This is a genomic window from Blautia fusiformis (assembly GCF_020686995.1).
Classification (GTDB): domain Bacteria; phylum Bacillota; class Clostridia; order Lachnospirales; family Lachnospiraceae; genus Blautia_A; species Blautia_A fusiformis.
The window spans coordinates 253,239-277,742 of the sequence record NZ_JAJEPT010000001.1; the positions used below are offsets into that span (position 1 = coordinate 253,239).

22 protein-coding genes are annotated in these 24,504 nt (G+C 46.1%); 18 read left to right on the forward strand and 4 right to left on the reverse strand.

Annotated elements, in window-relative coordinates; translation table 11 throughout:
* Positions 1-126: 126 nt before the first annotated feature.
* The 6 genes from LKD46_RS01300 (at position 127) to LKD46_RS01325 (ending at position 6,410) form a co-directional block, all read left to right on the forward strand.
* On the forward strand, positions 127-801 hold the full coding sequence (locus LKD46_RS01300) for a response regulator transcription factor (protein ID WP_110102516.1): 675 nt from the start codon (positions 127-129) through the stop codon (positions 799-801).
* Between the two features lie 153 nt (positions 802-954).
* Positions 955-3,150 (forward strand): DNA topoisomerase III, encoded by a 2,196-nt coding sequence (locus LKD46_RS01305; RefSeq protein WP_110102540.1) that lies wholly within the window; start codon positions 955-957, stop codon positions 3,148-3,150.
* A 114-nt stretch (positions 3,151-3,264) separates the two neighbouring features.
* Complete coding sequence (locus LKD46_RS01310; RefSeq protein ID WP_022426444.1) at positions 3,265-3,645, forward strand: DUF6483 family protein; 381 nt, start codon at positions 3,265-3,267, stop codon at positions 3,643-3,645.
* Positions 3,645-4,316, forward strand: coding sequence for a YkgJ family cysteine cluster protein (locus LKD46_RS01315; protein WP_110102515.1), 672 nt, complete (start codon positions 3,645-3,647; stop codon positions 4,314-4,316). The genes LKD46_RS01310 and LKD46_RS01315 overlap by 1 nt, the downstream gene beginning before the upstream one ends.
* Before the next feature lie 79 nt (positions 4,317-4,395).
* Complete coding sequence (locus tag LKD46_RS01320; RefSeq protein WP_110102514.1) at positions 4,396-5,295, forward strand: LysR family transcriptional regulator; 900 nt, start codon at positions 4,396-4,398, stop codon at positions 5,293-5,295.
* 326 nt (positions 5,296-5,621) lie between these two features.
* Positions 5,622-6,410 carry a shikimate kinase gene (locus LKD46_RS01325; protein ID WP_021652296.1) on the forward strand — a complete coding sequence of 263 codons (789 nt, stop codon included), beginning with the start codon at positions 5,622-5,624 and terminating at the stop codon, positions 6,408-6,410.
* Between the two features lie 141 nt (positions 6,411-6,551).
* On the opposite strand, the gene LKD46_RS01330 is transcribed toward LKD46_RS01325, so the two are convergent.
* A complete protein-coding gene (locus LKD46_RS01330) occupies positions 6,552-7,460 on the reverse strand; it encodes a LysR family transcriptional regulator (RefSeq protein WP_021652297.1) in 909 nt (302 codons plus the stop codon).
* Positions 7,461-7,746: 286 nt separating this feature from the next.
* Between LKD46_RS01330 and LKD46_RS01335 the strand changes: the two genes are divergently transcribed.
* The 5 genes from LKD46_RS01335 (at position 7,747) to LKD46_RS01355 (ending at position 14,437) form a co-directional block, all read left to right on the forward strand.
* The gene (locus LKD46_RS01335; RefSeq protein WP_118513066.1) at positions 7,747-8,586 is read left to right on the forward strand and encodes a sugar phosphate isomerase/epimerase family protein; all 840 of its coding nucleotides are present in this window, start codon (positions 7,747-7,749) and stop codon (positions 8,584-8,586) included.
* A gap of 110 nt (positions 8,587-8,696) precedes the next feature.
* Positions 8,697-10,622, forward strand: a complete 1,926-nt coding sequence (locus LKD46_RS01340; protein WP_227573680.1) for an FAD-dependent oxidoreductase — start codon at positions 8,697-8,699, stop codon at positions 10,620-10,622.
* Positions 10,623-10,736: 114 nt separating this feature from the next.
* Positions 10,737-11,618 (forward strand): shikimate dehydrogenase, encoded by an 882-nt coding sequence (gene aroE, locus LKD46_RS01345; protein ID WP_118513068.1) that lies wholly within the window; start codon positions 10,737-10,739, stop codon positions 11,616-11,618.
* Positions 11,619-11,623: 5 nt separating this feature from the next.
* The gene (locus tag LKD46_RS01350; protein ID WP_227573681.1) at positions 11,624-12,823 is read left to right on the forward strand and encodes an MFS transporter; all 1,200 of its coding nucleotides are present in this window, start codon (positions 11,624-11,626) and stop codon (positions 12,821-12,823) included.
* Positions 12,824-13,054: 231 nt separating this feature from the next.
* Positions 13,055-14,437 carry a hypothetical protein gene (locus LKD46_RS01355; RefSeq protein ID WP_110102513.1) on the forward strand — a complete coding sequence of 461 codons (1,383 nt, stop codon included), beginning with the start codon at positions 13,055-13,057 and terminating at the stop codon, positions 14,435-14,437.
* A gap of 235 nt (positions 14,438-14,672) precedes the next feature.
* Here the strand turns inward: LKD46_RS01355 and aroD are convergent, their stop codons facing one another.
* The 3 genes from aroD to LKD46_RS01370 form a co-directional block, all read right to left on the reverse strand.
* On the reverse strand, positions 14,673-15,434 hold the full coding sequence (gene aroD, locus LKD46_RS01360; RefSeq protein WP_110102512.1) for a type I 3-dehydroquinate dehydratase: 762 nt from the start codon (positions 15,432-15,434) through the stop codon (positions 14,673-14,675).
* 37 nt (positions 15,435-15,471) lie between these two features.
* The gene (locus LKD46_RS01365) at positions 15,472-16,350 is read right to left on the reverse strand and encodes a shikimate dehydrogenase (RefSeq protein WP_110102511.1); all 879 of its coding nucleotides are present in this window, start codon (positions 16,348-16,350) and stop codon (positions 15,472-15,474) included.
* A 222-nt stretch (positions 16,351-16,572) separates the two neighbouring features.
* Complete coding sequence (locus LKD46_RS01370) at positions 16,573-18,570, reverse strand: oxidoreductase (RefSeq protein ID WP_227573682.1); 1,998 nt, start codon at positions 18,568-18,570, stop codon at positions 16,573-16,575.
* 357 nt (positions 18,571-18,927) lie between these two features.
* Between LKD46_RS01370 and LKD46_RS01375 the strand changes: the two genes are divergently transcribed.
* The 7 genes from LKD46_RS01375 (at position 18,928) to LKD46_RS01405 (ending at position 24,491) form a co-directional block, all read left to right on the forward strand.
* A complete protein-coding gene (locus LKD46_RS01375) occupies positions 18,928-19,431 on the forward strand; it encodes an NUDIX hydrolase (protein WP_092069605.1) in 504 nt (167 codons plus the stop codon).
* A 341-nt stretch (positions 19,432-19,772) separates the two neighbouring features.
* Positions 19,773-20,138 (forward strand): BMC domain-containing protein, encoded by a 366-nt coding sequence (locus LKD46_RS01380; protein WP_015527035.1) that lies wholly within the window; start codon positions 19,773-19,775, stop codon positions 20,136-20,138.
* Positions 20,139-20,149: 11 nt separating this feature from the next.
* The gene (locus tag LKD46_RS01385) at positions 20,150-20,581 is read left to right on the forward strand and encodes a BMC domain-containing protein (protein WP_044961969.1); all 432 of its coding nucleotides are present in this window, start codon (positions 20,150-20,152) and stop codon (positions 20,579-20,581) included.
* An 18-nt stretch (positions 20,582-20,599) separates the two neighbouring features.
* On the forward strand, positions 20,600-21,130 hold the full coding sequence (locus LKD46_RS01390) for a EutP/PduV family microcompartment system protein (RefSeq protein ID WP_022426452.1): 531 nt from the start codon (positions 20,600-20,602) through the stop codon (positions 21,128-21,130).
* A 129-nt stretch (positions 21,131-21,259) separates the two neighbouring features.
* Positions 21,260-21,442: a hypothetical protein gene (locus LKD46_RS01395; protein WP_015527038.1), complete on the forward strand. Its 183-nt coding sequence runs from the start codon at positions 21,260-21,262 to the stop codon at positions 21,440-21,442.
* A complete protein-coding gene (locus LKD46_RS01400) occupies positions 21,435-22,886 on the forward strand; it encodes an alanine/glycine:cation symporter family protein (RefSeq protein ID WP_021652308.1) in 1,452 nt (483 codons plus the stop codon). Before LKD46_RS01395 ends, LKD46_RS01400 begins: the two co-directional genes overlap by 8 nt.
* Positions 22,887-22,889: 3 nt before the next feature.
* On the forward strand, positions 22,890-24,491 hold the full coding sequence (locus LKD46_RS01405; RefSeq protein WP_110102509.1) for an amidohydrolase: 1,602 nt from the start codon (positions 22,890-22,892) through the stop codon (positions 24,489-24,491).
* Positions 24,492-24,504: the final 13 nt, after the last annotated feature.

The following is a 24,504-nucleotide window of genomic DNA, read 5'->3' on the forward strand; positions in this document are numbered from 1 at the left end:
TTACAAATTAAAATTTCTTAAGGATTTCTATATTTTACATAAACTTAACCTTTTTTCTATGCTGGATTTTACGAATGCACTTTATACTTGCACGTATCAGATGAAAAATGAAGCTGGAGGAAAATTATGATATATCTTGTGGAAGATGATGAAAGTATCCGTGAACTTGTTGTATATACATTAAACAGTCAGGGGCTGGAGGCACAGGGCTTTGAACGGCCATCACTTTTCTGGAAAGCGCTGGAAAAAGAACTGCCTTCACTGGTGCTTCTGGACATTATGCTTCCGGAGGAAGACGGACTGTCTATTTTAAAAAAAATCCGTATCCGTCCGGATGTGCGGAAACTTCCGGTGATCATACTTACTGCAAAAGGAAGTGAGTTTGATACCGTGGTAGGTCTGGACAGCGGTGCAGATGATTACATTCCGAAGCCGTTCCGCATGATGGAGCTAATCTCCAGGGTACGTGCCCTTCTTCGGAGATCAGAGGACAATGGCGCAGAGGAGTATCGTATGGAAAATCTTTATGTATGTCCGGGAAGACATGAGGTAACTGTTGATCAGGAGCCTGTGAATCTGACACTGAAAGAATACGAGATGCTTTGTCTCCTTCTGAAAAACAGTGGTACGGTTCTTTCCAGAACACAGCTTTTAAATCAGATCTGGGGATATGAATTCGACGGGGAGAGCAGAACCGTAGATGTACATATCCGTACCCTTCGCCAGAAGCTTGGACCGGCAGGAGATCTGGTGGAAACCGTTCGTGGAGTGGGCTATAAGATCAGCGGAAAATGTGCATGAACAGCTGCTGAGAGTAATATGAAAGTAAAGAGCATTTCGACGGAAAAAGGCTTCGGCCCTTTTCTGGACGAAGTGCTTTTTTCATGCTATAATAGTTGAACCCCGGAGCTCTGAAAAACAGGCTCCAAAGAGTAAGAGGTGAAAGAAAAAAATATGAAATCATTAGTAATTGCGGAGAAGCCATCCGTTGCCAGAGACATTGCCAGAGTCCTCCACTGCAGTCAGAAGGGGAACGGAACCCTGGAAGGAAAAGACTATGTAGTGACCTGGGCCCTGGGACATCTGGTAACACTGGCAGATCCGGAAGAATACGATAAAAAATATACCAAATGGGAGCTTTCTACGCTCCCCATGATGCCGGAGAAAATGAAACTGGTGGTGATACGCCAGACCTCCAGGCAGTACAATGCGGTGAAAACCCAGCTTTACAGGAAAGATATTGGGGAGATCATCATTGCCACAGATGCCGGACGTGAGGGAGAACTGGTAGCAAGGTGGATCCTTGCAAAGGCAGACTGCCATAAGCCTATTAAGCGTCTGTGGATCTCGTCCGTAACGGACAAAGCGATCCGTGACGGCTTTGCCCACCTTAAAAACGGCCATGATTATGATGATCTTTACCGTGCGGCACAGGCCAGGGCGGAGGCGGACTGGCTGGTGGGAATGAACGGGACCAGAGCACTGACCTGTAAATATAATGCCCAGCTTTCCTGCGGACGTGTGCAGACCCCCACCCTTGCCATGATCGCAAGAAGAGAGCAGGAGATCCGGGAATTTAAGCCGGAGGATTATTACGGGATCACTCTGCAGGCGGGAAATGTACGCTGGACCTGGCGTGACGGAAAAAGCGGAAGCCTCCGCACCTTTAAGAAGGAGCGTGCCCAGGAGATCCAGACAAAGGCAGGAAAAAGCAGCCTTACCATAACAAAGGTTTCCAGAAAGCCGAAGAAGACCTATGCGCCGGGGCTTTATGACCTGACCACTCTTCAGAGAGAAGCCAATCAGAAATACGGCTTTTCTGCAAAGGAAACTCTGAATATCATGCAGAGGCTCTACGAGAATCACAAGGTCCTTACCTACCCAAGAACGGATTCCAGATATATAGGAAAAGATGTAGTTCCTACCATTAAAGAGCGTCTTCAGGCATGCGGGACAGGTCCTTATCGGAAACTTGCCGGTGTACTGGCCAATAAACCAATCCAGACCAGTGCTGGCTTTGTGGATGACAAAAAAGTCAGTGACCATCATGCCATCATTCCTACAGAACAGTTTGTACAGCTGGATCATATGACCAACGAGGAACGAAAGATTTACGATATGGTAGTACGCCGTTTCCTGAGCGTGCTGTATCCGCCGGCTGTATATGAGCTGGTAAGCATGGAAGGAACTGCAGCAGGAGAAACTTTCGCTGCAAGCGGACGTATTGTAAAAAGTGCCGGATGGAGAGAAGTCTATGAAGGCGGCTGGCAGGATGAGGATGAAGAGGAATCCGGTGATAAGCTGAAAGACCAGAAGCTTCCGGAGCTTACGGAAGGTCAGATACTTACTGTGGAAGGATCAGCTCTTACAGCAGGCAAAACAAAACCACCGGCCAGATTTACAGAGGCCACACTTCTTGGTGCCATGGAAAATCCGGTTCATTTTATGGAAAGCCACGACAAAAAAGCGGCAAAAACCCTTGGTGAGACCGGTGGACTTGGAACGGTAGCCACAAGAGCGGACATCATCGAGAAGCTTTTCAACAGCTTTATGATGGAAAAAAGAGGCAATGAGATCTACATTACCTCCAAGGCGAAACAGCTTCTGGAGCTGGTTCCGGAAGAACTGAAAAAGCCGGAGCTTACCGCAGACTGGGAGATGAAGCTCAGTGATATTGCAAACGGAAAGCTCCGTCAGGATAAATTCCTCACAGGGATTCGTAAATATGCCTGTGAGATCGTAGATGAGATCAAAGGCGGACAGGGAACCTTCCGCCATGACAATATGACAAACAAGAAGTGCCCTAACTGCGGCAAACATCTTCTGGCAGTCAACGGAAAGAATGCCAAAATGCTGGTGTGCGAGGACCGGGAATGCGGATACAGAGAGACAGTATCCAGGACCACCAATGCGCGCTGTCCGAAATGCCATAAGCGTATGGAGATGCTTCTGAAGGGAAAAGAAGAGACCTTTGTATGTCAGTGCGGCTATAAAGAAAAGCTTTCATCCTTCCAGGCAAGACGAGCCAAAGAGGGTGCAGGTGTGAATAAGCGTGATGTGCAGCGTTATCTTAAGAAACAGCAGAAAGAGGCCAATGAGCCGGTGAACAATGCATTTGCGCAGGCGTTGTCAGGAATTAAACTGGATTAAATAAATTGCCTGTCCAGATATCCGGGGTTCGGATGAGCGGAGGACCGGATGCAGATACGTCGGTCGGAGAAATGTGTCTGGCAGAACAGGACAGCAGAAAGAGAGGAAAACGATTTGGGATTACAGGATGACAGAATGTCAGGAAATATTCAGGATATCGCAAGACTGATCACAAGACTTCTTCTTAAGGGAGATATGCCGCAGTATACACTTCCTGCAGCAGAGGCAGATTATACAGAGGCAGACCAGCTTTTTAAGAAGGTTATCGGACTTGCTGATGAGGGTGACATCAACGGAGCGGAAAATGAGCTTCTTATGAACATGGAGGAAGATGATCCGGATTATCTGGAGCTTGCCCTTACCTTTTATCTGCATCTCAATGATATGGACGTAGATTACCTGGATGATCACGATTATTCCAGGGAGGAGATTCTGGACGGGTTGAAAAGCCTGGCTGAGGACTGGGGAGTTACAGGACTGGAGGCACTTGTCTAATGCGGCGGGAGGTTACACTGGAGGAAATTTCCGACGGTCGTTTATACGAGGCAAATGACATGGTAAAGGCAGACTGTCAGGACTGTAAGGGCTGTTTTGACTGCTGTACGGGAATGGGAGATTCTGTTGTACTGGATCCGCTGGATGTATGGCGGTTAAGTCAGGGACTTCACTTAAGTGTGGACCAGCTGCTTGCCGGAAAAATAGAGCTTGGCGTCACAGACGGAAATATTCTGCCGCATCTTAGGATGACAGGGGCAGAGGAACGATGCGTATTTCTGAATGGCAACGGAAGATGCTCCATCCACAGCTTCCGTCCGGGCTTCTGCCGTTTGTTCCCGCTGGGAAGATACTATGAGGACGGGAGTTTTAAATACATTCTTCAGATCCACGAGTGCAAAAAGACCAGCCGCAGTAAGATCAAGGTCCGGAAATGGGTAGATACTCCGGATTTTCGAAATTACGAAAAATTTGTCTGTGACTGGCATTATTTTCTTCTGGATGTCCAGGCGGTTCTCTATGAGAGCGAGGACAGTGATCTGATCCGAAACCTGAACATGTATGTGGTAAACCAGTTTTACAGGAAGCCTTATGATGAGAAGCGAGATTTTTATGAGCAGTTTTATGAGAGACTTGCGGCGGGAAAAGAACTCCTGAGCCTTGGAGTGTGAAACAGACCAGGCAGCGAGGTGTCTGAGCTTACCTGCCTGAAGGTCTCTCGCGCGGAGGAAAGAAAGGATTTTTTGACATATGAACTTAAATCAGCTCACATATTTTGTGACTCTTGCCCAGATCGAAAATTATACCAGAGCAGCCAAGAGGCTGGATATAACCCAGCCAAGCCTGAGCCATGCGATCTCCAACCTTGAAAAGGAACTGCAGGTTCCACTTTTTGAGCGTCACGGAAGAAATGTGACCATGACCAAATACGGGGAAATGTTTCTGAAATATGTGCAGGACTCCTTACATATCCTGAATCTTGGTGTGGAGAGGATACAGGAAGCGGCAAGGATTCCGGGAGGAAGTATTTCCATCGGATATATCCATACCCAGGGACGCAGATTTATCCCGGAGCTTGTCCGGGGGTTCCTTAATGAACAGGAGGGGAAGAAGATTGATTTCCGTTTTCAGAATGCAGCTACCGGAAGTCTGATCCGGGGTCTGAAGGAAGAGAAATTCGACGTGATCTTCTGTTCCCGGGCAGAGGGAGAGAAGGAAATCAGCTTTGTGCCGGTGTCAGAAGAAAAGCTGGTGGCTGTAGTGCCTGAGAACCATGCTCTTGCAGACCGAAATTCAGTGACCATAAAAGAGCTGGGACAGTATCCGCAGGTGACCTTTACCCCTGCAAGCGGACTGTATTTTGTGATCCGGGAGCTTTTCGAAAAGGAAGGACTTTCACCGGAGACGGCCTTTGAGGTAGAAGAGGATGGTGCACTGGCAGGTATGGTGGCGGAGGAATTTGGGGTAGGCATTGTGCCGGATGTACCGGTGATCCATACACTTCCTGTGAAAATCTTAAATATCGAGAATCTTCACTATCGCCGATATATATATATGGGAATGATGAAAAACCGGTATCCAAGTGCGCTTGTGGAGCAGTTCCGGGATTATATATATAAGCATTACCGGATCTATGAAGTGATACAGTAGAATCTTGGTGATATAATTTCTGTAAAAAATCTCTGCTTCTATAATAGGGCGGAGATTTTTTTGACACAGATCCTGGCGTGAATACTATAGCAATTCCATAAATTACTGCAAACAATCCAGTCCATCATAGCGTGAAGTCCTGCGTCAGATATCTTTGCCGTGCCTAAAAATTATAAAAATAATCTATAGATCACATGCGTAAATTCAATGAAAATTTGGGTTGAGATAAAAATGACCAGTTGGTATAATAAGGACAGATACTTGATTTAAAGTGATAAAGTGATGACGGAAATCCGTAATAAAATGAACGAAGTAAAGGAGATATTATGAACCAGTTAGAAGTATTAAGAGAAAGCCTTGGACAGTGCGATGAGATCATCCTGGACGCACTCCTTATGAGAAACAGGATCGTAGAGGACATCATGGTATACAAGGAAGCTAACGATCTTCCGGTACTTCAGCCGGAACAGGAGGCGAAGCAGAAAGGATGGCTGGAAGCCAGAATGGAAGGCAGACGTCATAAGAAAGAGGTCAATGATGTTTTTGCAAGCATCACACAGAACAGTAAAAGGATCCAGTCCAGAAATCTTTTCAATTATAATATCTTCCTGATCGGATTTATGGGAGCTGGTAAATCTACGATCTCCGATTATCTGAAGAATGTTCTTGCCATGGATGTTGTGGAGATGGATCAGTGTATCGTGGAGAGACAGGGAATGAGCATTTCCGATATCTTTGAGACTTACGGTGAAGAGTATTTCCGTGAGCTCGAGACAAATCTTCTGATCGAGATGCAGTCCAGATCGAATGTTGTAGTATCCTGTGGCGGTGGTGTTCCGATGCGGGAGCGCAATGTTACCGAGATGAAAAAAAATGGCCGTGTTGTACTTCTGACTGCAAAGCCGGAAACTATTCTGGAACGTGTAAAGGATAATCATGACCGTCCTTTACTTGAGAACAACAAAAATGTTTCATTTATCGCTGATCTGTTGGAAAAACGTCGCGCGAAATATGAGGCAGCAGCAGATATAGTTGTTGAGACAGACGGAAAGAGTGAGCTTGAGATCTGCGAGGAGCTGATCCACAGACTTCGTGAGGCAGAGGCAAATAAATAACTGCTGATCATAAAACAGAATAGTTTTACATATAAAAGGGACAGCTGTCCGATAAACCGTACAGAAACAGAACGGAGATCGGACAGCTGTCCTTTATGATATAAAAGATCCGGACCATATATTTGCAGATGAACAGATCGTTTAATTGGTCTTATAAAAAATCTCCCTCGAGGTTTCCTCGATCACAAATTTCTTAAAGGCTTCCACGACCGGCGGATGGTATACATCCTTCAGCATGGCCATGTAGAAATTCCGCTGCCAGCTTGGAGAGACAAGGGGCAGGATCTTAAGGTTCAGAGAGTGCAGGATCGGGATATCCGGTGCAATGCAGATGCCGAAATCATTGGCAACAAACCCTGCGGCAACCTGATCCTCATCGATCTCAAAAGCCACATCCGGGTACTGACCAATGCTCTTAAATAACTGGTCAATGATCTGGCGGAGACCGCTTCTCTTCTTGAAGATGATCTGCTTGTATGGAAGCGTTTCCTCCAGATGGATCTCGGATTTCTCAGCAAGAGGATGTTCCGGCGGAACGATGACGACCAGATCCTGCTTGGCAACCGGAATAAATTCGATCAGTGGTTCGTCGTCAAATTTGGAACAGAAGCCGATATCGTATTTCTTCTCTTTCAGTCCGGTGAGGATATCGCCGGTAAGCACCTTATCACAGAACAGATTGAAATGAATCTGTTTTCCCTTATTGGCATTAAGAAAGCTGCGGATGATCTTTGGCATAAAGTCAACACCCAGAGTTCTGAGAAAAGCCACATCGATCTGTCCTTCTCCCTTTCCTGCAAGCTGGAGACCGTTTACAGAGGAATCCAGCCGGTTCAGGGTTTGTTCCACATCCTCCAGAAAAGACTTGCCATATTTGGTGAGAGAAACATTCCGTCCGTTTTTTTCAAATAATTTCACTCCAAGCTCTTCCTCCAGAGAAGAGATCGCGTGACTTAGGCTGGGCTGTGTGATGGCCAGAACATCCGCAGCTTTTGTATAATGTTCCAGATGAGCCAGTGTCACGAAATAGCGAAGATGATACAGATTCATTTTTCAATACTCCTTTCGTAAGTTTATCTGAATGTTTTGCTTCGGACAGATCCCCGGTAAGTCTGACAGACATAAGAGATTTGCCGGGCCGTATGCTGTGACGGCGGCAATACGGCTGAATATGTTTTATATAGTATAACATGATATATTGATAAAATCTATGAATTCTCCTGGTACAATCAATTTGTTTTGTATTTAACAAAGTTATATAATGCTTATAGAAAAAAGATACAAAATAATTAAAAAAAAACAAATAAAATTATTTATATTTTCAGGAGGAATTATCATGTCAAAAGAATTTCCAATCACAATCAGTTCCTGGACACTTGGAGATCAGTGTAAATTTGAGGACCGTGTAAAAGCTGCCAAAGAGGCTGGCTATGAGGGAATCGGTCTGAGAGCAGAAACCTACGTAGATGCCCTGAATGAGGGACTTTTCGACGAGGATATCCTGGCAATCCTGGATAAATATGACATGAAGGTAACAGAGGTTGAGTACATCGTGCAGTGGGCAGAGGAGCATCGTTCCTATGAGCAGAAATACAAAGAACAGCTTTGCTTCCATATGTGTGAATTATTTAACGTAAAACAGATCAACTGCGGACTGATGGAGAACTATTCCGTAGAGTACACAGCGCAGAAGCTTCGTGAGCTTTGCCACAGAGCAGGCAAATACATCATCGGTGTTGAGCCAATGCCATACAGCGGAATCCCGGATGTGAAAAAGGGCTGGGCTGTTGTAAAAGCTGCTGACTGCGAGAATGCAAAACTGATCCTTGATACATGGCACTGGGTAAGAGCAAACCAGCCGATTGAGCTTTCCGTACTTGAGGGAATCCCGGCAGACAAGATCGTATCCATCCAGATCAACGATGTATGGGAAAGACCATATGCAACAACGATCTTAAGAGATGAGTCCATGCATGACCGTCTTGCTCCTGGAACAGGAATCGGAACAACTGTGCCGTTCGTAAAAATGATCAAAGAAAAAGGCATTAAGCCAAATGCCATCGGCGTAGAGGTTATCAGCGATGCAAACCTTGAAAAAGGTATCGAGTATGCTGCAAAACATACATATGAGAACACAAAGAAGGTACTGGAAGAGGCTTGGCCGGAAGTACTGTAATTAATATAAGAAACTGATATTTCAGACGGGTCCCTGTTTCCGACGTCATACCGGTGACAGGGCGTTCCCGTGAGAGAAAAAAGATTGTTTCAAAGGAAAGGAGAACGCATATGAAATTCAATGCGATGTTTCAGCCGATCGAGATCGGTCCTATGACAGTAAAGAACCGTTTTGTTGTTCCGCCAATGGGAAACAACTTTGCAAACACAGACGGAACAATGAGTGAGCAGTCCGCTGCATATTACAGAGAAAGAGCAAAAGGCGGATTTGGCCTGATCACCATCGAGGCTACTGTAGTTCACAAGGGCGCAAAGGGCGGCCCGCGTAAACCATGTCTTTATGATGACTCCACTATCGAAAGCTTCCGCAAGGTCATCGACGGATGTCATGCAGAAGGAGCAAAGGTGTCCATCCAGCTTCAGAACGCAGGTCCTGAGGGAAATGCAAAGAACGCAGGAGCACCGATCACAGCAGCAACCAGCATTCCGTCTGTATGCGGACGTGATATTCCGAAGCAGCTTACAACTGAGGAAGTTTACGAGCTGATCAAAGGCTACGGTGAGGCAGCAAGAAGAGCAATGGAAGCAGGAGCGGATGCTGTTGAGATCCATATGGCACACGGTTATCTGGTAAGTACCTTCCTTTCTCCGAGAACAAACAAAAGAGTGGATGAGTTTGGCGGATGTTTTGAAAACCGTATGCGTTTCTCCCGTCTGATCATTGAGGAAGTTAAAAAAGCAACACAGGGAAAAATTGCAGTTCTTGCAAGAATCAACTGTGCAGACGAGGTTCCGGGCGGACTTGATGTCCACGACAGTGCAGCGATCGCAGCATATCTGGAAAGCTGTGGACTGGACGGACTTCATGTATCCCGTGCTGTTCATATCAAGGATGAGTTTATGTGGGCACCGACCGTTATCCACGGTGGATTTTCCGCAGCAGAGGTTGAAGAGATCAAACGTGCGGTAAATATCCCGGTGATCACAGTTGGACGTTATACAGAGCCACAGTTCGCAGAGCTGATGGTAAAAGAAGGAAGAGCTGACCTTGTGGCATTCGGGCGTCAGAGCCTTGCAGATCCGGCTATGCCGAAGAAGGCACAGGAAGAGCGTCTTGAGGATATGACTCCTTGTATTGCCTGTCTTCAGGGCTGCGTTGCAAACATGTATGCAGGAAATCCGGTATGCTGTCTGACAAACCCGTTCCTGGGTCATGAGGCAGAGCCGCTTGAGAAAGCTGAGGAGCCGAAGAAGGTTATGGTTATCGGTGGTGGTGTTGCAGGACTTTCTGCCGCATTTATCGCAAAGGAGAGAGGCCATGAGGTAACACTTTATGAGGCAGGGGATATTCTCGGCGGAAACATGAGACTTGCCGCATATCCGCCAGGAAAAGGTGACATCACGAACATGATCCGCAGCTACATCCATCGCTGTCAGAAGGATGGCGTTAAGATCGTGATGAACTGTGAGGTAACTCCGGAGCTTATCAAAGAAGAGAAGCCGGACAGAGTGATCATCGCAACCGGTTCCAAGACTTTGATCCTTCCGATCGAGGGAATCGACAATCCGGCTATCATCCACGGCTCTGACCTTCTGGATGGCAAGAGAGCAGCAGGCAAAAAGGTTCTCGTTGTCGGCGGTGGAATGGTTGGATGCGAGACAGCTGCATTCTTAGGTGAGCAGGAGCATGATGTAACGGTTATCGAGTTCCGTGATACTGTAGGTGCAGACGTGATCCACGAGCACAGAGTATATCTGATGAAGGATTTCGAGGACTACGGAATCAAGGAGATCACCGGAGCAAAGGTATGCAAATTCTATGAAGACGGTGTAGAATATGAGACCGCTGACGGAGTACGTCACGAGTCAAGAGGATATGATTCTGTGATCCTTTCCATGGGATTCCGCAACTACAATCCTCTGGAAGAGAAGATCAAAGATCTTGTGCCTGAGACACATGTGATCGGAGATGCTATCCGTGCAAGACGTGCACTGGATGCAACAAAAGAGGCTTACGAGGTAGCTTCCAGGATCTGATCTGCCAATCTATCCAATAAACCGGACGGTATAAAAATTAAAAAGATGCCCCGGCAGACACCAGAGAAGATATATCCGCTGTCTGCCAGGGGAAAATGCAGGAGGTAAAAAGAAATGGAACAGAGAATTAAAGGAACAACTGGTTTACTTGCACTGATCGGAAGCCCTGTGGGACATTCCGGATCCCCGGCTATGTACAACTTCAGCTTCCAGTACCATAACCTGGACTATGCTTACATGGCATTCGATATCAAAGAGGACCAGGTTCCGGCAGCTCTTGATGCAATGCGTCTGTTCAAGATGAGAGGATGCAACGTAACCATGCCTTGCAAGAACAAAGTTGCCCAGTGTGTAGACGAGCTTTCACCGGCAGCAAAGATCATCGGTGCTGTAAATACCATCGTTAACGAGGATGGAAAGCTTGTAGGACATATCACAGACGGTATCGGTTTTGTCCGCAACTTAAAAGAGCATGGCGTTGATGTAAAAGGCAAAAAGATGGTAGTTCTGGGAGCAGGCGGAGCTGCAACAGCTCTTACTGTACAGTGTGCCCTTGACGGAGCTGCTTCCATCGCAATCTTCAACCCTAATGATCCATTCCTTGAAAGAGCAAAAGGAACAGCTGAGAAACTTGCAAAAGAAGTACCGGACTGCAAAGTAAATGTATACTGCCTTGACGATCAGGACAAACTGAGAGAAGAGATCGCAAACGCTGATATCCTTGCAAACGGAACACTTGCAGGTATGAAACCACATGACGACCTTACTCTTGTTGACAAATCCATGTTCCATAAAGATCTTGTTGTTGCTGACTGCGTATACAATCCGGCAGAGACAAGAATGGTAAAAGAGGCAAAAGAGGCAGGCGTAAAACTTGCAGTAGGCGGAAAAGGAATGCTTCTGTGGCAGGGTGCAGCATCTTACAAGCTTTATACAGGTCTTGAGATGCCGACAGCTGAATACCAGAAATTCCAGGCTGAGAACGAAGGGAAATAAGAAAAATGAGCCAGACAGGTAAGAAAAATTTAGTAATTACTTCTATTGCGCTGTACTTTACATATTTCATTCACGGAATCGGTGCTTCCATCATGGGTCAGTACAAACCGGAGTTTGCAGCTCACTGGGGAGCCAAGGCCTTAAGTGACGGAACTATGGATGTCAGCATGGTAGTATCTGTAATCGCTGCATTGGGACTTGGAAGACTGATCTCTCTTCCATTTTCCGGTCCCCTGTCCGACAAATTCGGACGCAGATTAAGCGGAATCATCGGCGTGATCTGTTATGCAGCATACTTTATGGGAATCGCATTTGCTCCGTCTATGGGAGTTGCCTACGCCTTTGCCATTGTAGGCGGTATCGCAAACTCCTTCCTGGACACCTGCGTAAGCCCGACATGTATGGAGATTTATGTAAACAATCCTTCTGTAGCGAACCTGTTTACAAAATTCTCCATGTGTATCAGCCAGTTTCTGCTTCCTTTCCTCATCGGATTTGTAGCAGCGGCGAATATGTCCTACAGAACCATTTTTATTGTTGCAGGTGCTGCGATCTTTATCGATGGAATCCTGATCCTGTTCCTGCCATTCCCGGAGAGAAATACAGCAGGTACAGTAAAGAAAGAAAAAGCAAAATTAAAGATCACTCCTGCAGCTCTTGCAGCAATCCTCATCGGATTTACAAGCTCTTCTACATTCATGCTGTGGCTGAACTGTAACCAGGAGCTCGGAAAGCTTTATAACTTAAGTGATCCTTCCAAGATCCAGTCCTTTTATGCAGTAGGAACCTTTGCAGCGATCCTGTGTTCCTCTGTATTTATCAAAAAAGGACTGAAGGAGATCAATATCCTGATCATTTATCCGCTGATCTCTTTCATCATGCTGGGACTTTGCTACTTTATCCAGAATCCGACAATCTGTCTTATCGGTGGATTTGTGATCGGTTTTGCAGGCGCAGGCGGTGTGCTTCAGCTGGCTGTTTCCACAACTGCGGAGTTCTTCCCGGAAAACAAGGGAACTGCAACATCCATGGTCATGATCGCATCCAGCGTTGCGAACTACACCATTCTGACACTGGCCGGCTACATTACAAAGACTGCCGGAACCAGTGCTCCGAGAATGATCCTGCTTCTCAATATGGCAGTGACATTCATAGGAATCCTTCTTGCACTGTTCGTTAAGATGAACCGTGGAAAAGAGGCTTGACTGAATCAAGGAAATCCCTTGGGGTGAATATCCGTTTGACTACAGTAAAAAAAGTGAATCATTGTATGGATACAGACAAAGATGACTGAATCTGTGCAAAACAAAGTTCCAATTCGGGAACAATTCCCGGATTGGACTTTACCGTTTCTGAAAATGTTTGTTAATTAACAAACTTACAAAATAAAAGATACTATATATGTATTATCAAAAAAACGATAAAGGAGAATCGTTATGGCACGTGCAGCAAGACAGCGAAGAGAAAACGAACTGCCCTACATTCCGTTTGGGCCATTTCAGATTCGTTTTCCGTTTATTCACTATAAAATTGAGTCCGTAGAGTTTATCCAGGGCCTGATCCTCGGGGTTACGGCACTGGCGGCGGTTCCTTATCTGGAACAATATCTGGGATTGCCTTATGAGCTGGCATGGAGCTGTGTGATCATAGAGACCATGCTGTATATGCTACACAGCTTACTTGGTGATCCGGTTGTACCGGGATGGATCACACCGACCCTTCCGTTGACGATCGTATTCCTGGAAGGCTTCCCTATGGGAAAAGAACGTATCCAGGCAATGATCGCCCTGCAGATGCTGGTTGGTCTCGTGTTCATATTTATGGGCATCACCAAGCTTGCGGATAAATTTGTCCATGCAGTACCAAATTCTGTTAAGGGTGGTATCCTTCTTGCTGCGCCGGTGACGGTTATGGCAGGACAGCTGGGAGAGGGCGGCAACATGCATAAGTATCCGCTGGCGATCGTTGCCGGTGTAGGCCTTCTGATCCTGATCAGCTTTTCAGATAAATATCAGGAGAAGAGAAAGAACAACAAATTCCTGGATCTTGTTGCCAGGTATGGAAACCTTTTCCCGTATCTGATCGCCATGGTGGTAGGTCTTCTTGTAGGAGAACTGGATGCGCCTGGTTTGGAGCTGGGAACCTTTATCAAGATCCCGCAGTTCAAAGAGATCATCTCACAGGTAAGTATCTTTGGTGTGGGAATCCCGCCGGTCTCCATGTTTGTCAAAGCGCTTCCTCTGGCACTTGTATGCTATGTTATCGCATTTGGTGATTTTGTTACCACAGAGACACTGGTTACAGAGGCACGTCAGTCCAGAAACGATGAGTATATTGATTTCAATTCCAGCCGTTCCAACCTGGTCAGCGGCATCAGGAACCTGATCCTTTCCGTCATTGCGCCGTTTCCGCCGCTTTCCGGTCCGTTATGGGTTGGAATGACAGTATCTGTTTCCATCCGTTACAAGGAGGGAAAGAAAGCTATGAAGTCTCTGATCGGCGGTATGGCATCCTTCCGTATTGCAACGTTTTTAAGTGTGCTGATCATTCCGGTTGTAAGCTTCTTCCGTCCGATCTTCGGAGTCGGTTCCTCCATTACTCTGATGTTCCAGGCCTTTGTCTGTGCAAGGATCGGTATGGATTACTGCAGAACAGACCGTGACAAGATGATCGCAGGTGTTATGGCAGCTGTGCTTGCAACCCAGGGAACTGCATGGGCATCCGCATGGGCCCTGGCTGTAGGCTTCGGTCTGAATATCTTCCTTTCAAACTGGGATCCCAGAAAGAAAGAGGAGAATGCCATCGAGGATAAAAATTGATCAGAGGAATAACAAAGATATAAAAAACAGAAAAAGAAGAAGTGTGCTGGATGGGTCAGCACACTTCTTTTTTTGTCATGAGATTTGTTGTTTTTAATTATTATTTTAATAGATTTGCTATTATGGGATTAAAATTGCAAAAATTTGTTACATCAATTGGGTTTAAAAATTGGTTTATAATTCGCGTTCTGTTACAAAAATCTACTGTAGATCCTTTTTATGGGAGGTCACAGGATCACAGGCTTTTGTGGATAATGTCAAGAACCTGTTCAAGCTCGTTGACATTGATCTGTCCCGGTGCGGAAGCTTTTGTAGCTGCACCGAAGGTAAGGGCGGAACCAAAAGTCTCGCCTGTAAGACGGCTGACAACACCGGTACCTGCCATGGACATGGTAATGATCGGGCGGTCGGCGAACTGCTCGGACATTTCCAGAGTGGCACTTAAGAGTGTAAGCACGTCCTGTTTGTTTCTTGGCATAACAGCCATTTTGGGGATATCTGCGCCATAGTCCTGCATCATGCAGAGACGGCGCACGATCTCATCCTTCGCAGGAGTTGCGTCAAAATCATGGTTGGAAGCGATGACCTTTACGCCATAGCTGTGTGCTTCCTGGATCATGCTTTTTACGATCTCCTCACCTGTGAAGGCTTCTACATCAATGAGATCTACATAGCCGCTCTTTGCAACGGCCATGTTAAGAGCTTTGTAATCTTTATTGGAGATTGCTTTTTCTCCGCCTTCCTTTGCCGTACGGAAGGTGAAGAGGATCGGAGTGTCCTTTAAAACGGTCTGGAGATCTTTTGCCACATCCAGAACCTTGTCTGTGTCAAAAACGTCCTCAAACCAGTCAACACGCCATTCCACAACGTCTACGGGTATCCTTGCGAAGGTCCCTGCCTCAAGGAGGATATCATCCTTTGTCTGTCCCACGATCGGGACACAGATCTTCGGTCTTCCCTCTCCGAGTGTGATATTTCTTACCTGAACTGTTTTCATAATGGTCCTTTCTGATACGACAGGAACAGATAGCAGTTTAGTCGTCGTATCTGATGTTAAGAATCTCTTTCATATGTTCGATCGGCATCGGTTCGCCGGTCCACAGTTCAAATGCAGCGGAGCCTTGGAAAAGCATCATGCCAAGGCCGTTCATTGTCTTGCAGCCAACTTCCTTTGCCATAGAACGCATAGCAGTTTTAAGAGGGGAGTAAGGCACGTCAACAACGATAAGCTCCGGGCGGAAGTAAGACTTGTCCGGAACAACGGACTGACCTTCCAGTGGTTTCATTCCAACACCTGTCGCATTTACGAAAATATAACTGTCAGCCATTTCTGTTTTCAGCTGGTCAAGATCTGCCAGATCATAGAGAACAGCATGGCTTGAAGTTCTGGTGTTGATCTTTTCTACCGTAGATACTGCACGGTCCCAGAATTCATCTTTGCGGTTGAAGATCACGATCTCGCCTACACCGTCAAGTGCTGCCTGGATCTCGATAGCAGTTGCGGCACCACCTGCACCTACGATGGTCATTTTCTTTCCGATGGCGTTGATGTTATTGTCTTTCAGTGCTGCCATAAATCCGATACCGTCTGTGATATGGCCTGTAAGATGACCATGATCATTAACGATGGTGTTTACAGCGCCGCACATTTCTGCTGCCGGTGAAAGCTCGTCAAGGTACTGGCCTACCAGAGTTTTGTTCGGCATGGAAACGTTGGAACCTCTCATTTTCAGAGTACGGATGGCCTTTACAGCATCCTCGATCTCGTCTGCACCAATCTCAAATGCAAGATATGCATAATCATAGCCAAGCTTTGCAAAAGCTTCATTCTGCATGGCAGGAGAGCTGGAGTGGCGGATCGGATATGCCATAAGACCAATCAGTTCGGTATGTCCTGTGATTCTTTCTGACATGGTAATAACTCCTCTCATTGGTAAAATCTGGATGAAGATTTGTCTTTTTTAAACCTCCCGCCACATAGATCTGAAGAAGTTGCGGACATTCTCCGGACGGCTGCGGGGGAGGAAGACGTGGAAAAACTATGTTACGGATCACCGAGTGAACTGTAACAGATCTATATACACTTTCCGGTAGAAGGATTGAAATATTCCCGGAAAGGGTATAGCGGAAAAATATTAAAGGTATCCCTTCTGCTCAAGAATGGTAAGGATATTGCGTCCTTCCTGGGTACCGTCAATGATTCGTCTTGCTCTCTGGCTGTCGCCGATGTTCATGATCTCAACATCCTCAGAAGAAAATTCCTCTGTGAGGTTCTGGTAAAGCTGTCCCTGAGCTCTCATTCCGAGACATACGAAGCCGTACTCAAATGGAAACTCATAAGGCTCACCGTCGCCCCTGACAAGGAAGGAAGAATCCTTAACCTCAAGGAGAGCAGTTTTTGTAAGCTGATGTACATTGTGTTTTTTCATCATGGTCTTTGTGTCATTTTTGCTTACCGGGTCAAGATCACGTCCGATCTGATCCATCATCTCAACGATAGAGATGTCTGCGTTTCTGTCAGCAAAGAATTCCACAACATCAAGACCTACAGCACCGCCGCCTACAACAACAACCTTTTTGCCTTCCAGATCCTTCGGAAAATCATTAATGTGGCTGATCATACCAAGAATAGAATAAATATTATGTTTCTCGTTGTCAATACGATCCTTCAGTCCTGCGATCGGAGGCAGAAGCGGAGCGGAGCCGGTGGAGCTTACGATGATATTCGGATGGAACTTGCGGATGTTTTCCGGTGTTCCTTCTGTGTTTTTGAAGATGTAAAGATTATCAAGCTGTTCAGCACGATGCATGAGATAGTGCGGGAAATCAGCAAGACGGTTCTTTGCAGGGATCTTTGAGATCAGAGATGCAAGTCCGCCAAGCTCATTGCCTTTTTCCAGAAGGAAGGTATTGCATCCAACCTCTGCGGCTGTACAGGCAGCTTCCAGTCCGGCAGTGCCGCCGCCGATAACGACTACGTTGCAGTTTTTATTTACATGTTTTTTCTTATATACATCGCCCTCAAGAACAGATGGGTTTACAGTACAGCGGATCGGACGGTTTACACCGATACGGTTTCCGGCACAGCCAACGTTACAGGAGATACATTTGCGGAGGTCACACTCATGACCTGTGGCAACCTTGTTTACCCATGCAGGGTCTGCGATCAGACCACGGCCCATACCGATCAAGTCTGCATCACCGTCAGCCAGGATACGCTCAGCAACCTTCGGGTCACGGACATTACCCATGGAGATACATGGCTTGTTGAATTTTTCTCTTACGGCCTTTGCCATGTAGGAACGCCATCCGTCCGGGAGATAATTTGCATCGATCTGGTACTGGATGGAACCGTTAAGTCCGCAGGAAACATCAAAGATATCAACCTCTTCCTGAAGATAATCCAGGTATTCCAGAGTATCCTCCAGTGTATTTCCGCCTTCCATCAGCTCATCCGCACTGAGACGGAGCATGATCGGGAAGAAAGGTCCTACCTGTTTCCTTACCTCATCGATGACCATACGGCAGAAACGGGTACGGTTCTCAACAGATCCGCCGAACTCGTCGGTACGCTTGTTTGTGATCGGGGAGAGGAACTGACTGATCAGATAGGAGTGTCCTGCATGGATCTCTACCGCGTCAAAGCCAGCTGTCTGTGCACGTTTTGCAGCCTCACCGTATTTTTTTACGATGTGAAGGATCTCGTCTTTGGAAAGAGGTCGCGGGATCTCGCCGCCTTCTTTGGATGGAACGTCAGATGCGGAAACCGGCTGCATGTTGATCCTGGAAGAAACAGCGGAAGCTCCGGCATGGTTGATCTGGATCGCGATCTTTGTTCCGTATCTATGAATATTTTCACAGAATTTGAAAAGACGTGGCAGATAGTTGTCATGGTCGATGCGCAGCTGTGTGGTTCCGTTGGAGCCTTGCGGGGAATCGATGCTTGCGTTCTCTACGATGATGAGACCTGTGCCACCCTTCGCACGCTGCTCATAATAATTGATATGAAGAAAACTCATTTCGCCGTTCTGTTCACCGTAGTTGGTGCCCATCGGCATCATAACAATACGGTTCTTGATAGTCATATTTTTAACGGTTAATGGGGAAAAAATATGCGGATAATCATTCTTCATCTGAAAAAAACCTCCCTGGTTATTTTAAATAGAATCGTTTGTTTGTGTTAATTATATAACAAAATAATCTATAAAACTAATTCATAATACGAGCGATATAATAAAAATAATCTATAGATTTTTGTGTATCATCTTTCAGGCTGCAGGTACTTGCATGTTTATAATGTGAAAAAAACAGATGTAGAACGGTAACGCTAACTGGAAAATGGTATCGGATCCAGGGGTTTACATATATGATTTTAACGTGTTATCATAACAAATAAAAAAGATACAGAAAACGGAGAAACGGGCAGGCTGAAACGGATCAAATGTAAGACTGTATTTCCGCGTTCTGTAAAAAGACAGGAGATAGATAAAATGGAATTCTGGGATATTTACGATGCAGATAAGAAACCGACAGGACGAACTATGAAGCGCAATGACTGGTGTTTAAAGGATGGAGAGTATCATCTGACAGTTTTGGGCGTGGTAGCAAGACCGGACAAGACCTTTCTTATTACTAAACGTGTGATGACAAAGGCCTGGGCTCCGGGCTGGTGGGAGGTTTCCGGCGGTGCAGCCCAGGCAGGAGAGGCTTCCCGTGATGCAGTACTCCGTGAGGTGAAAGAGGAGACCGGACTGGACGCCAGTGAGGCAGAGGGCGGATACCTTTTTACATATAAAAGAGAGAACCCGGGGGAAGGAGATAATTACTTTGTGGATGTGTACCGTTTTGTCATGGATGTGGAGGATAAGGATCTGAAGCTTCAGACAGAAGAGACAGACGGATATATGTTTGCAACCCTGGAGCAGATCCGGGCGTTTGCCGCAGAGGGAAAATTCCTACATTATGACAGTATTAAGAAGGTGTTTGAGTTCTGAGCAGATTTTTGAATGATTTTTATCCTGATGTGGAAATAGATGTTGTTTTCTGTGGATTTATATTTCGATTAACGTTGTTTTTTGCCTTATTTTCGAAGAATTGTATTGACATTAAGAGGCTCAGATAGTAAAATTTAACGTAGGGAAATTATAAGCCGGATGAACAGAGTCCGGCTTATCGAATATTACGTACGTCGAGAACATCTGACGCATCAAATTATGTTTTGCACAGCTGAACTTGATGCAGTAATTTCTGAGAGTGCTATAGATCGATCGGGAAGAATATAGCAGTAATTAAAAAAATGCTGTAATACGAAATTTTTGAAAGCGAGGAATCATCAATGGCGGATGAACATAGAGATCAGATCAGAATCGTACAGGAAACCGTAGCCGGTAAGGAGATCACATTTGCCCATATCATGGGTGGTCCGGCACCTATCATATATCAGAAGCTTGGACTGAATCCGCAGGTGGACTATGGATCATCTGCAATTGGTATCATGAACATGACACCTTCCGAGTCTGCTGTGATCGCATCCGATATTGCTGTGAAGAGCGGTAATGTGTATCTTGGATTTGCAGACCGTTTTACAGGAACACTGATCATAACAGGAGAGATTTCCGATGTGCAGACTGCAATGGAGGAGATCGTGGATTATTTCCGTGATACTCTGGGATATGTAGTATGCAATATCACCAAGAGATAAGGAAGTGTACCATGGAAGAACGGATAACAAAGGAAGAACTGCTGGAGAGGCTGTTTCATGATGATTATGAGAACCTTAAGGGAAGAAGACTTCGGCTGACCCGGGTGAGAGTACCTGGAAAGGAGCTTTCCTTTGCACATGTTTTTACACCAAATGACAGATCGATATATGAGAATCTTGCGTTACATATCGGTGTTCATGAAGGTGAAGATCACAGAGGAGATGCCATCGGCATGGTCCGTGTCACACCCTGGGAGGCAATCGTGGTTGCGGCAGATGTTGCAGTGAAGGCAGCTCATGTGGAAGTAGGATTTATGGATCGTTTCTGCGGGACGCTGATCCTGACAGGCGGTTTTACGGAAGTGATGACAGCCGTGGAGGAAGTGGTACGATTTTTCCATGAGACATTGAAATTCGATGTCTGTAAGATCCACAGAAGCTGAGGCAGGACGGGATAAAAAATGAAAAAAATTTTTCTGATGGGTCGAAGTGAAGCCGGCAAAACATCCCTGACACAGGCGCTTAAAGGGGAAGAGCTTCATTATCATAAGACTCAGTATACCAATACAAATGAAGATACTATTGATTCACCGGGAGAATATGCGGAATCCAAGCATTTCAGCGTAGGACTGGCCTGCTTTTCCTTTGAGGCGGATGTGATCGCCATTGTACAGGCAGCCAATGAGCCCTTTAACCTGTTTAGTGACGGCAGCAGGAATTTTCTACTACGGCCGCTGATCGGGATCATCACCAAGGTGGATTCTCCCCATGCCAACATTCCCATGGTCAGACAGTGGATGGAGAACATGGGCTGTGAGAGGATCTTTATGGTAAATAACAAGACAAGGGAAGGCATCAGCGAGCTGATGGATTATCTGCAGGATGATCTCCCGACGCTTACGCTTGAACAGGCGAAATTCAAGCAGAGCCTTGGCCTTAACGAATGGGATTCCATGCCGGAAGGGGTGGAGTATCCGGAATCCATACGGTAAAATAGTAATATTCACGAAAAATGAATAAAAATACAAAATTCAAACAGAAAAAGTAGAAATTCCTCCGGAACTGTGATATACTGTCATCGTTTGGAAGATTCGTGGGCTGAAATGTAAGATCCCCAGAGCATGAAGGATAAAGAGGATAGAAACGGGGCTCGCAGATATATGGCAGAAGAGCTGTATGTCGGGAACACCGGGTATCCGTATCTGCCTTCATGTTCCGGGGATTTTTTATATTCTATACACAGATTTTCCGAGTGGATGCAAAAGACAAAAAATAAGAAGGACAGGAGAGGAAAAGATGTTTGAATTATTTGAAAATCTGACCAACTGGCTCTGGGGACTGCCGTTGCTGATCACGATCCTCGCTACAGGCGTATATCTGACAGTACGTTCCGGTTTCTTCCAGTTTCGCCATTTTGGTTACATTGTGAAAAACATGTTCAGTAAAGAACGTCGCCAGGAAGGCGGAGATGACGGAAAGAGCCTGACACCGTTCCAGGCTATTTCCATTGCGATCGGAGGTACTGTTGGTGTATCCAATATGTCCGGTGTTGCAACGGCTATTGCAACAGGAGGACCTGGGGCATTATTCTGGCTCTGGATCGCAGCGCTTCTTGCCATGGTCATCAAGATGGCAGAGGTAACACTTGCTGTATACTACAGAGAGAAACAGCCAAACGGTGAGTACCAGGGAGGCCCGACCTACTACATGCAGAAGGGGCTTGGCGGAGAGAAAAAGCTTCCCTTCTGGAAACTTTTTGCAGTACTGTTCGGCGGCTGTATTTTCATGACATGGTTCATTACTTTGCAGAATTATACAGTATCAGAGGCTGTCGGAAGTACCTTCCACCTGCCGTACATCGTACCGTCACTTTTGTATGTGGCAGCGATCTATCTGATCATCATCGGCGGTGTAAAGAAAGTCGGCGTGATCTCTTCCTATATGACACCGATCATGTGTATGCTTTACATTGTAGGCTCTCTCGCAATACTGGTAGTGAATTTTGACAAGCTGCCGGAAACCTTTGGACTGATCTTCAAGGGTGCATTTACAACACAGGCGGCAGTCGGCGGATTTATGGGAGCCGGTGTTGCAACAGCAATGCGTCTTGGCTTTGCCCGTTCCGTATACAGCAACGAGGCAGGCTGGGGAACATCTCCTATGATCCATGCTTCCGCAAAGACAGACCATCCTGTAAAACAGGGACTGATGGGAGCATTTGAGGTATTTGCAGACACCATCGTAGTCTGCTCCATGACAGGTCTTGTTGTTATCATCACCGGCTACTGGAATTCAGGACTTCAGGGATCAGAGCTGACACTGACAGCATTTGAGTCTGGAATGGGCTCCATTGCGAGAGCACTGATCGCGATCAGTATTTTTCTTTTTGGATTAACAACATCAACCGGATGGTTCACCTACTACAGCGTGATCCTGAAGCACTGGCTGAAAAATAATCAGAAGGTTCTGAAGATTGCAGAGAAGGTTTTTATCCTTGGAACACCATTATGGGGTCTTCTGGTCACAGTGCTTACTCTTTACGGAAACGGAACACCGGCGCAGCTGTGGGTAATTGCAGACTTTACAACCGTATTCCCTACATTTGTAAATGTTGCCACATTGTTTATCTTAAGTGGTACTTTCTTTAAACTGCTGAAGGATTACAAGGCGCGTTACATGGGAATCGGAAAGGTAGACAAGGATATGGCACTTTTCTACGAGGATAAAAAAGAAAAAGAGGAAAAATAAACAGTGGATACAATTTTTTTTAACGGATGTATAAGAACACTGGATGACAGTGAAAAAGTGGCAGAGGCTGTGGGAATCGAAAATGGCCGGATCGTTTTTGTGGGAACTGATAAAGAAGCGGAAGCTTTTTCCTGCAAAAAGCGGATCGACCTTAAGGGAAGGCTGATGCTGCCCGGTTTTGTGGATACACATATGCATATGCTGCATTATGCATTTGTGGAAAGATCTGTAAAACTGTTTGACTGCACAAGTGTTGAGGAAATGCTTGCCGCAGCAAAAAAAAGACTGGAGGAGAGCAAAGGTCAGAAGCTGACCTGGCTCTACTGCAGAGGCTGGAATGAGGAGCATTTTGATAAGCCACGCTATCCGCACAAGGATGAGCTGGATGCGCTCTCAACGGAAATCCCCATCATTATGGTGCGTGTCTGCGGGCATGTGGCTGTGTGCAACAGCTGCGGTCTGGAGCTTCTGAAAAAAATCCCGGAGTTCCCGGAGATTGAGAAGGAGGTTGACCTGGATACCGGACTTCTGAAGGAGAATGCAGTACAGTTTTATTCTTCCGTATTGGAAGCACCATCCCAGGAAGAAGTGGAAGACTACATCAAATACAGTGCGAAGAAGCTGAATGAATGTGGATTTACAGGTGTACAGTCCGATGATCTTGCTTCACTTCCGGGGAAAAACTGGCGTCGGATCATGGCCTCCTATAAGGCACTGGATGCCAGAGGAGAGCTGAGTATCCGCCATTATGAGCAGTGCCTTTTTGAGCGGGCGGAGGATGCGAAGGCTTTTATTGAGGAAGGATATCGTACCGGACAGAGGGGGTATCACTTTACTGTCGGACCAATGAAGCTGATCCAAGATGGTTCCCTTGGTGCAAGAACAGCGGCCATGAATGAGCCTTACGAGGATTCGCCGGGAAATACCGGGATCATCACATTCAGTCAGGAGGAGCTTGACGATCTGTTTGCTTTTTTTGACCAGCATCAGATGCAGGCAGCGGTACACTGTATCGGCGATCGTGCCATGGATATGGTCATTGAGGCAGCAGCGAAATCTCCTTACCGGAAGGATAATAAAAAGGGCAGACATGGTATCGTGCATTGCCAGATCACCAATCCGCGTATTTTGCAGGGGATGAAAGACCAGGATCTTCTGGCATATATCCAGCCGGTATTTATCGATCTGGATATGAACACAGTGGAACCTGCCATCGGCGCACACCGTATGGATAAGGTGTATGCATGGAAGAGCATGCTGGATATGGGAATCCATACGTCCGGCGGTTCGGATGCTCCTGTGGTAAGCTTTGATGCCATGGAGAATATTTATTTTGCAGTCACCCGCAAAAATATCAGCGGTCAGCCACAGGAAGGCTGGATCCCATCCGAAAAAATGTCTGTAGATGAGGCGGTGAAGCTTTTTACAAAAAACGCAGCTTACGCTTCCTATACAGAGAAGGAGAACGGAACGATTGAAACCGGGAAAAACGCGGATCTTGTAGTTCTTGAGAAAGATATTTATTCCATTGATCCCGATGAGATCAAGACGGTGAAGGTGGATATGACAGTTCTTGGCGGCAAAGTCGTCTTTGAACGGGAATAAACCATTCCCATAA

Coding starts and splice junctions, on each gene's coding strand:
- LKD46_RS01300 (WP_110102516.1), top strand. CDS start 127: ATGATATATCTTGTGGAAGATGATGAAAGTATCCGTGAACTTGTTGTA.
- LKD46_RS01305 (WP_110102540.1), top strand. CDS start 955: ATGAAATCATTAGTAATTGCGGAGAAGCCATCCGTTGCCAGAGACATT.
- LKD46_RS01315 (WP_110102515.1), top strand. CDS start 3,645: ATGCGGCGGGAGGTTACACTGGAGGAAATTTCCGACGGTCGTTTATAC.
- LKD46_RS01320 (WP_110102514.1), top strand. CDS start 4,396: ATGAACTTAAATCAGCTCACATATTTTGTGACTCTTGCCCAGATCGAA.
- LKD46_RS01325 (WP_021652296.1), top strand. CDS start 5,622: ATGAACCAGTTAGAAGTATTAAGAGAAAGCCTTGGACAGTGCGATGAG.
- LKD46_RS01330 (WP_021652297.1), bottom strand. CDS start 7,460: ATGAATCTGTATCATCTTCGCTATTTCGTGACACTGGCTCATCTGGAA.
- LKD46_RS01335 (WP_118513066.1), top strand. CDS start 7,747: ATGTCAAAAGAATTTCCAATCACAATCAGTTCCTGGACACTTGGAGAT.
- LKD46_RS01340 (WP_227573680.1), top strand. CDS start 8,697: ATGAAATTCAATGCGATGTTTCAGCCGATCGAGATCGGTCCTATGACA.
- aroE (WP_118513068.1), top strand. CDS start 10,737: ATGGAACAGAGAATTAAAGGAACAACTGGTTTACTTGCACTGATCGGA.
- LKD46_RS01350 (WP_227573681.1), top strand. CDS start 11,624: ATGAGCCAGACAGGTAAGAAAAATTTAGTAATTACTTCTATTGCGCTG.
- LKD46_RS01355 (WP_110102513.1), top strand. CDS start 13,055: ATGGCACGTGCAGCAAGACAGCGAAGAGAAAACGAACTGCCCTACATT.
- aroD (WP_110102512.1), bottom strand. CDS start 15,434: ATGAAAACAGTTCAGGTAAGAAATATCACACTCGGAGAGGGAAGACCG.
- LKD46_RS01365 (WP_110102511.1), bottom strand. CDS start 16,350: ATGTCAGAAAGAATCACAGGACATACCGAACTGATTGGTCTTATGGCA.
- LKD46_RS01370 (WP_227573682.1), bottom strand. CDS start 18,570: ATGAAGAATGATTATCCGCATATTTTTTCCCCATTAACCGTTAAAAAT.
- LKD46_RS01375 (WP_092069605.1), top strand. CDS start 18,928: ATGGAATTCTGGGATATTTACGATGCAGATAAGAAACCGACAGGACGA.
- LKD46_RS01380 (WP_015527035.1), top strand. CDS start 19,773: ATGGCGGATGAACATAGAGATCAGATCAGAATCGTACAGGAAACCGTA.
- LKD46_RS01385 (WP_044961969.1), top strand. CDS start 20,150: ATGGAAGAACGGATAACAAAGGAAGAACTGCTGGAGAGGCTGTTTCAT.
- LKD46_RS01390 (WP_022426452.1), top strand. CDS start 20,600: ATGAAAAAAATTTTTCTGATGGGTCGAAGTGAAGCCGGCAAAACATCC.
- LKD46_RS01395 (WP_015527038.1), top strand. CDS start 21,260: ATGAAGGATAAAGAGGATAGAAACGGGGCTCGCAGATATATGGCAGAA.
- LKD46_RS01400 (WP_021652308.1), top strand. CDS start 21,435: ATGTTTGAATTATTTGAAAATCTGACCAACTGGCTCTGGGGACTGCCG.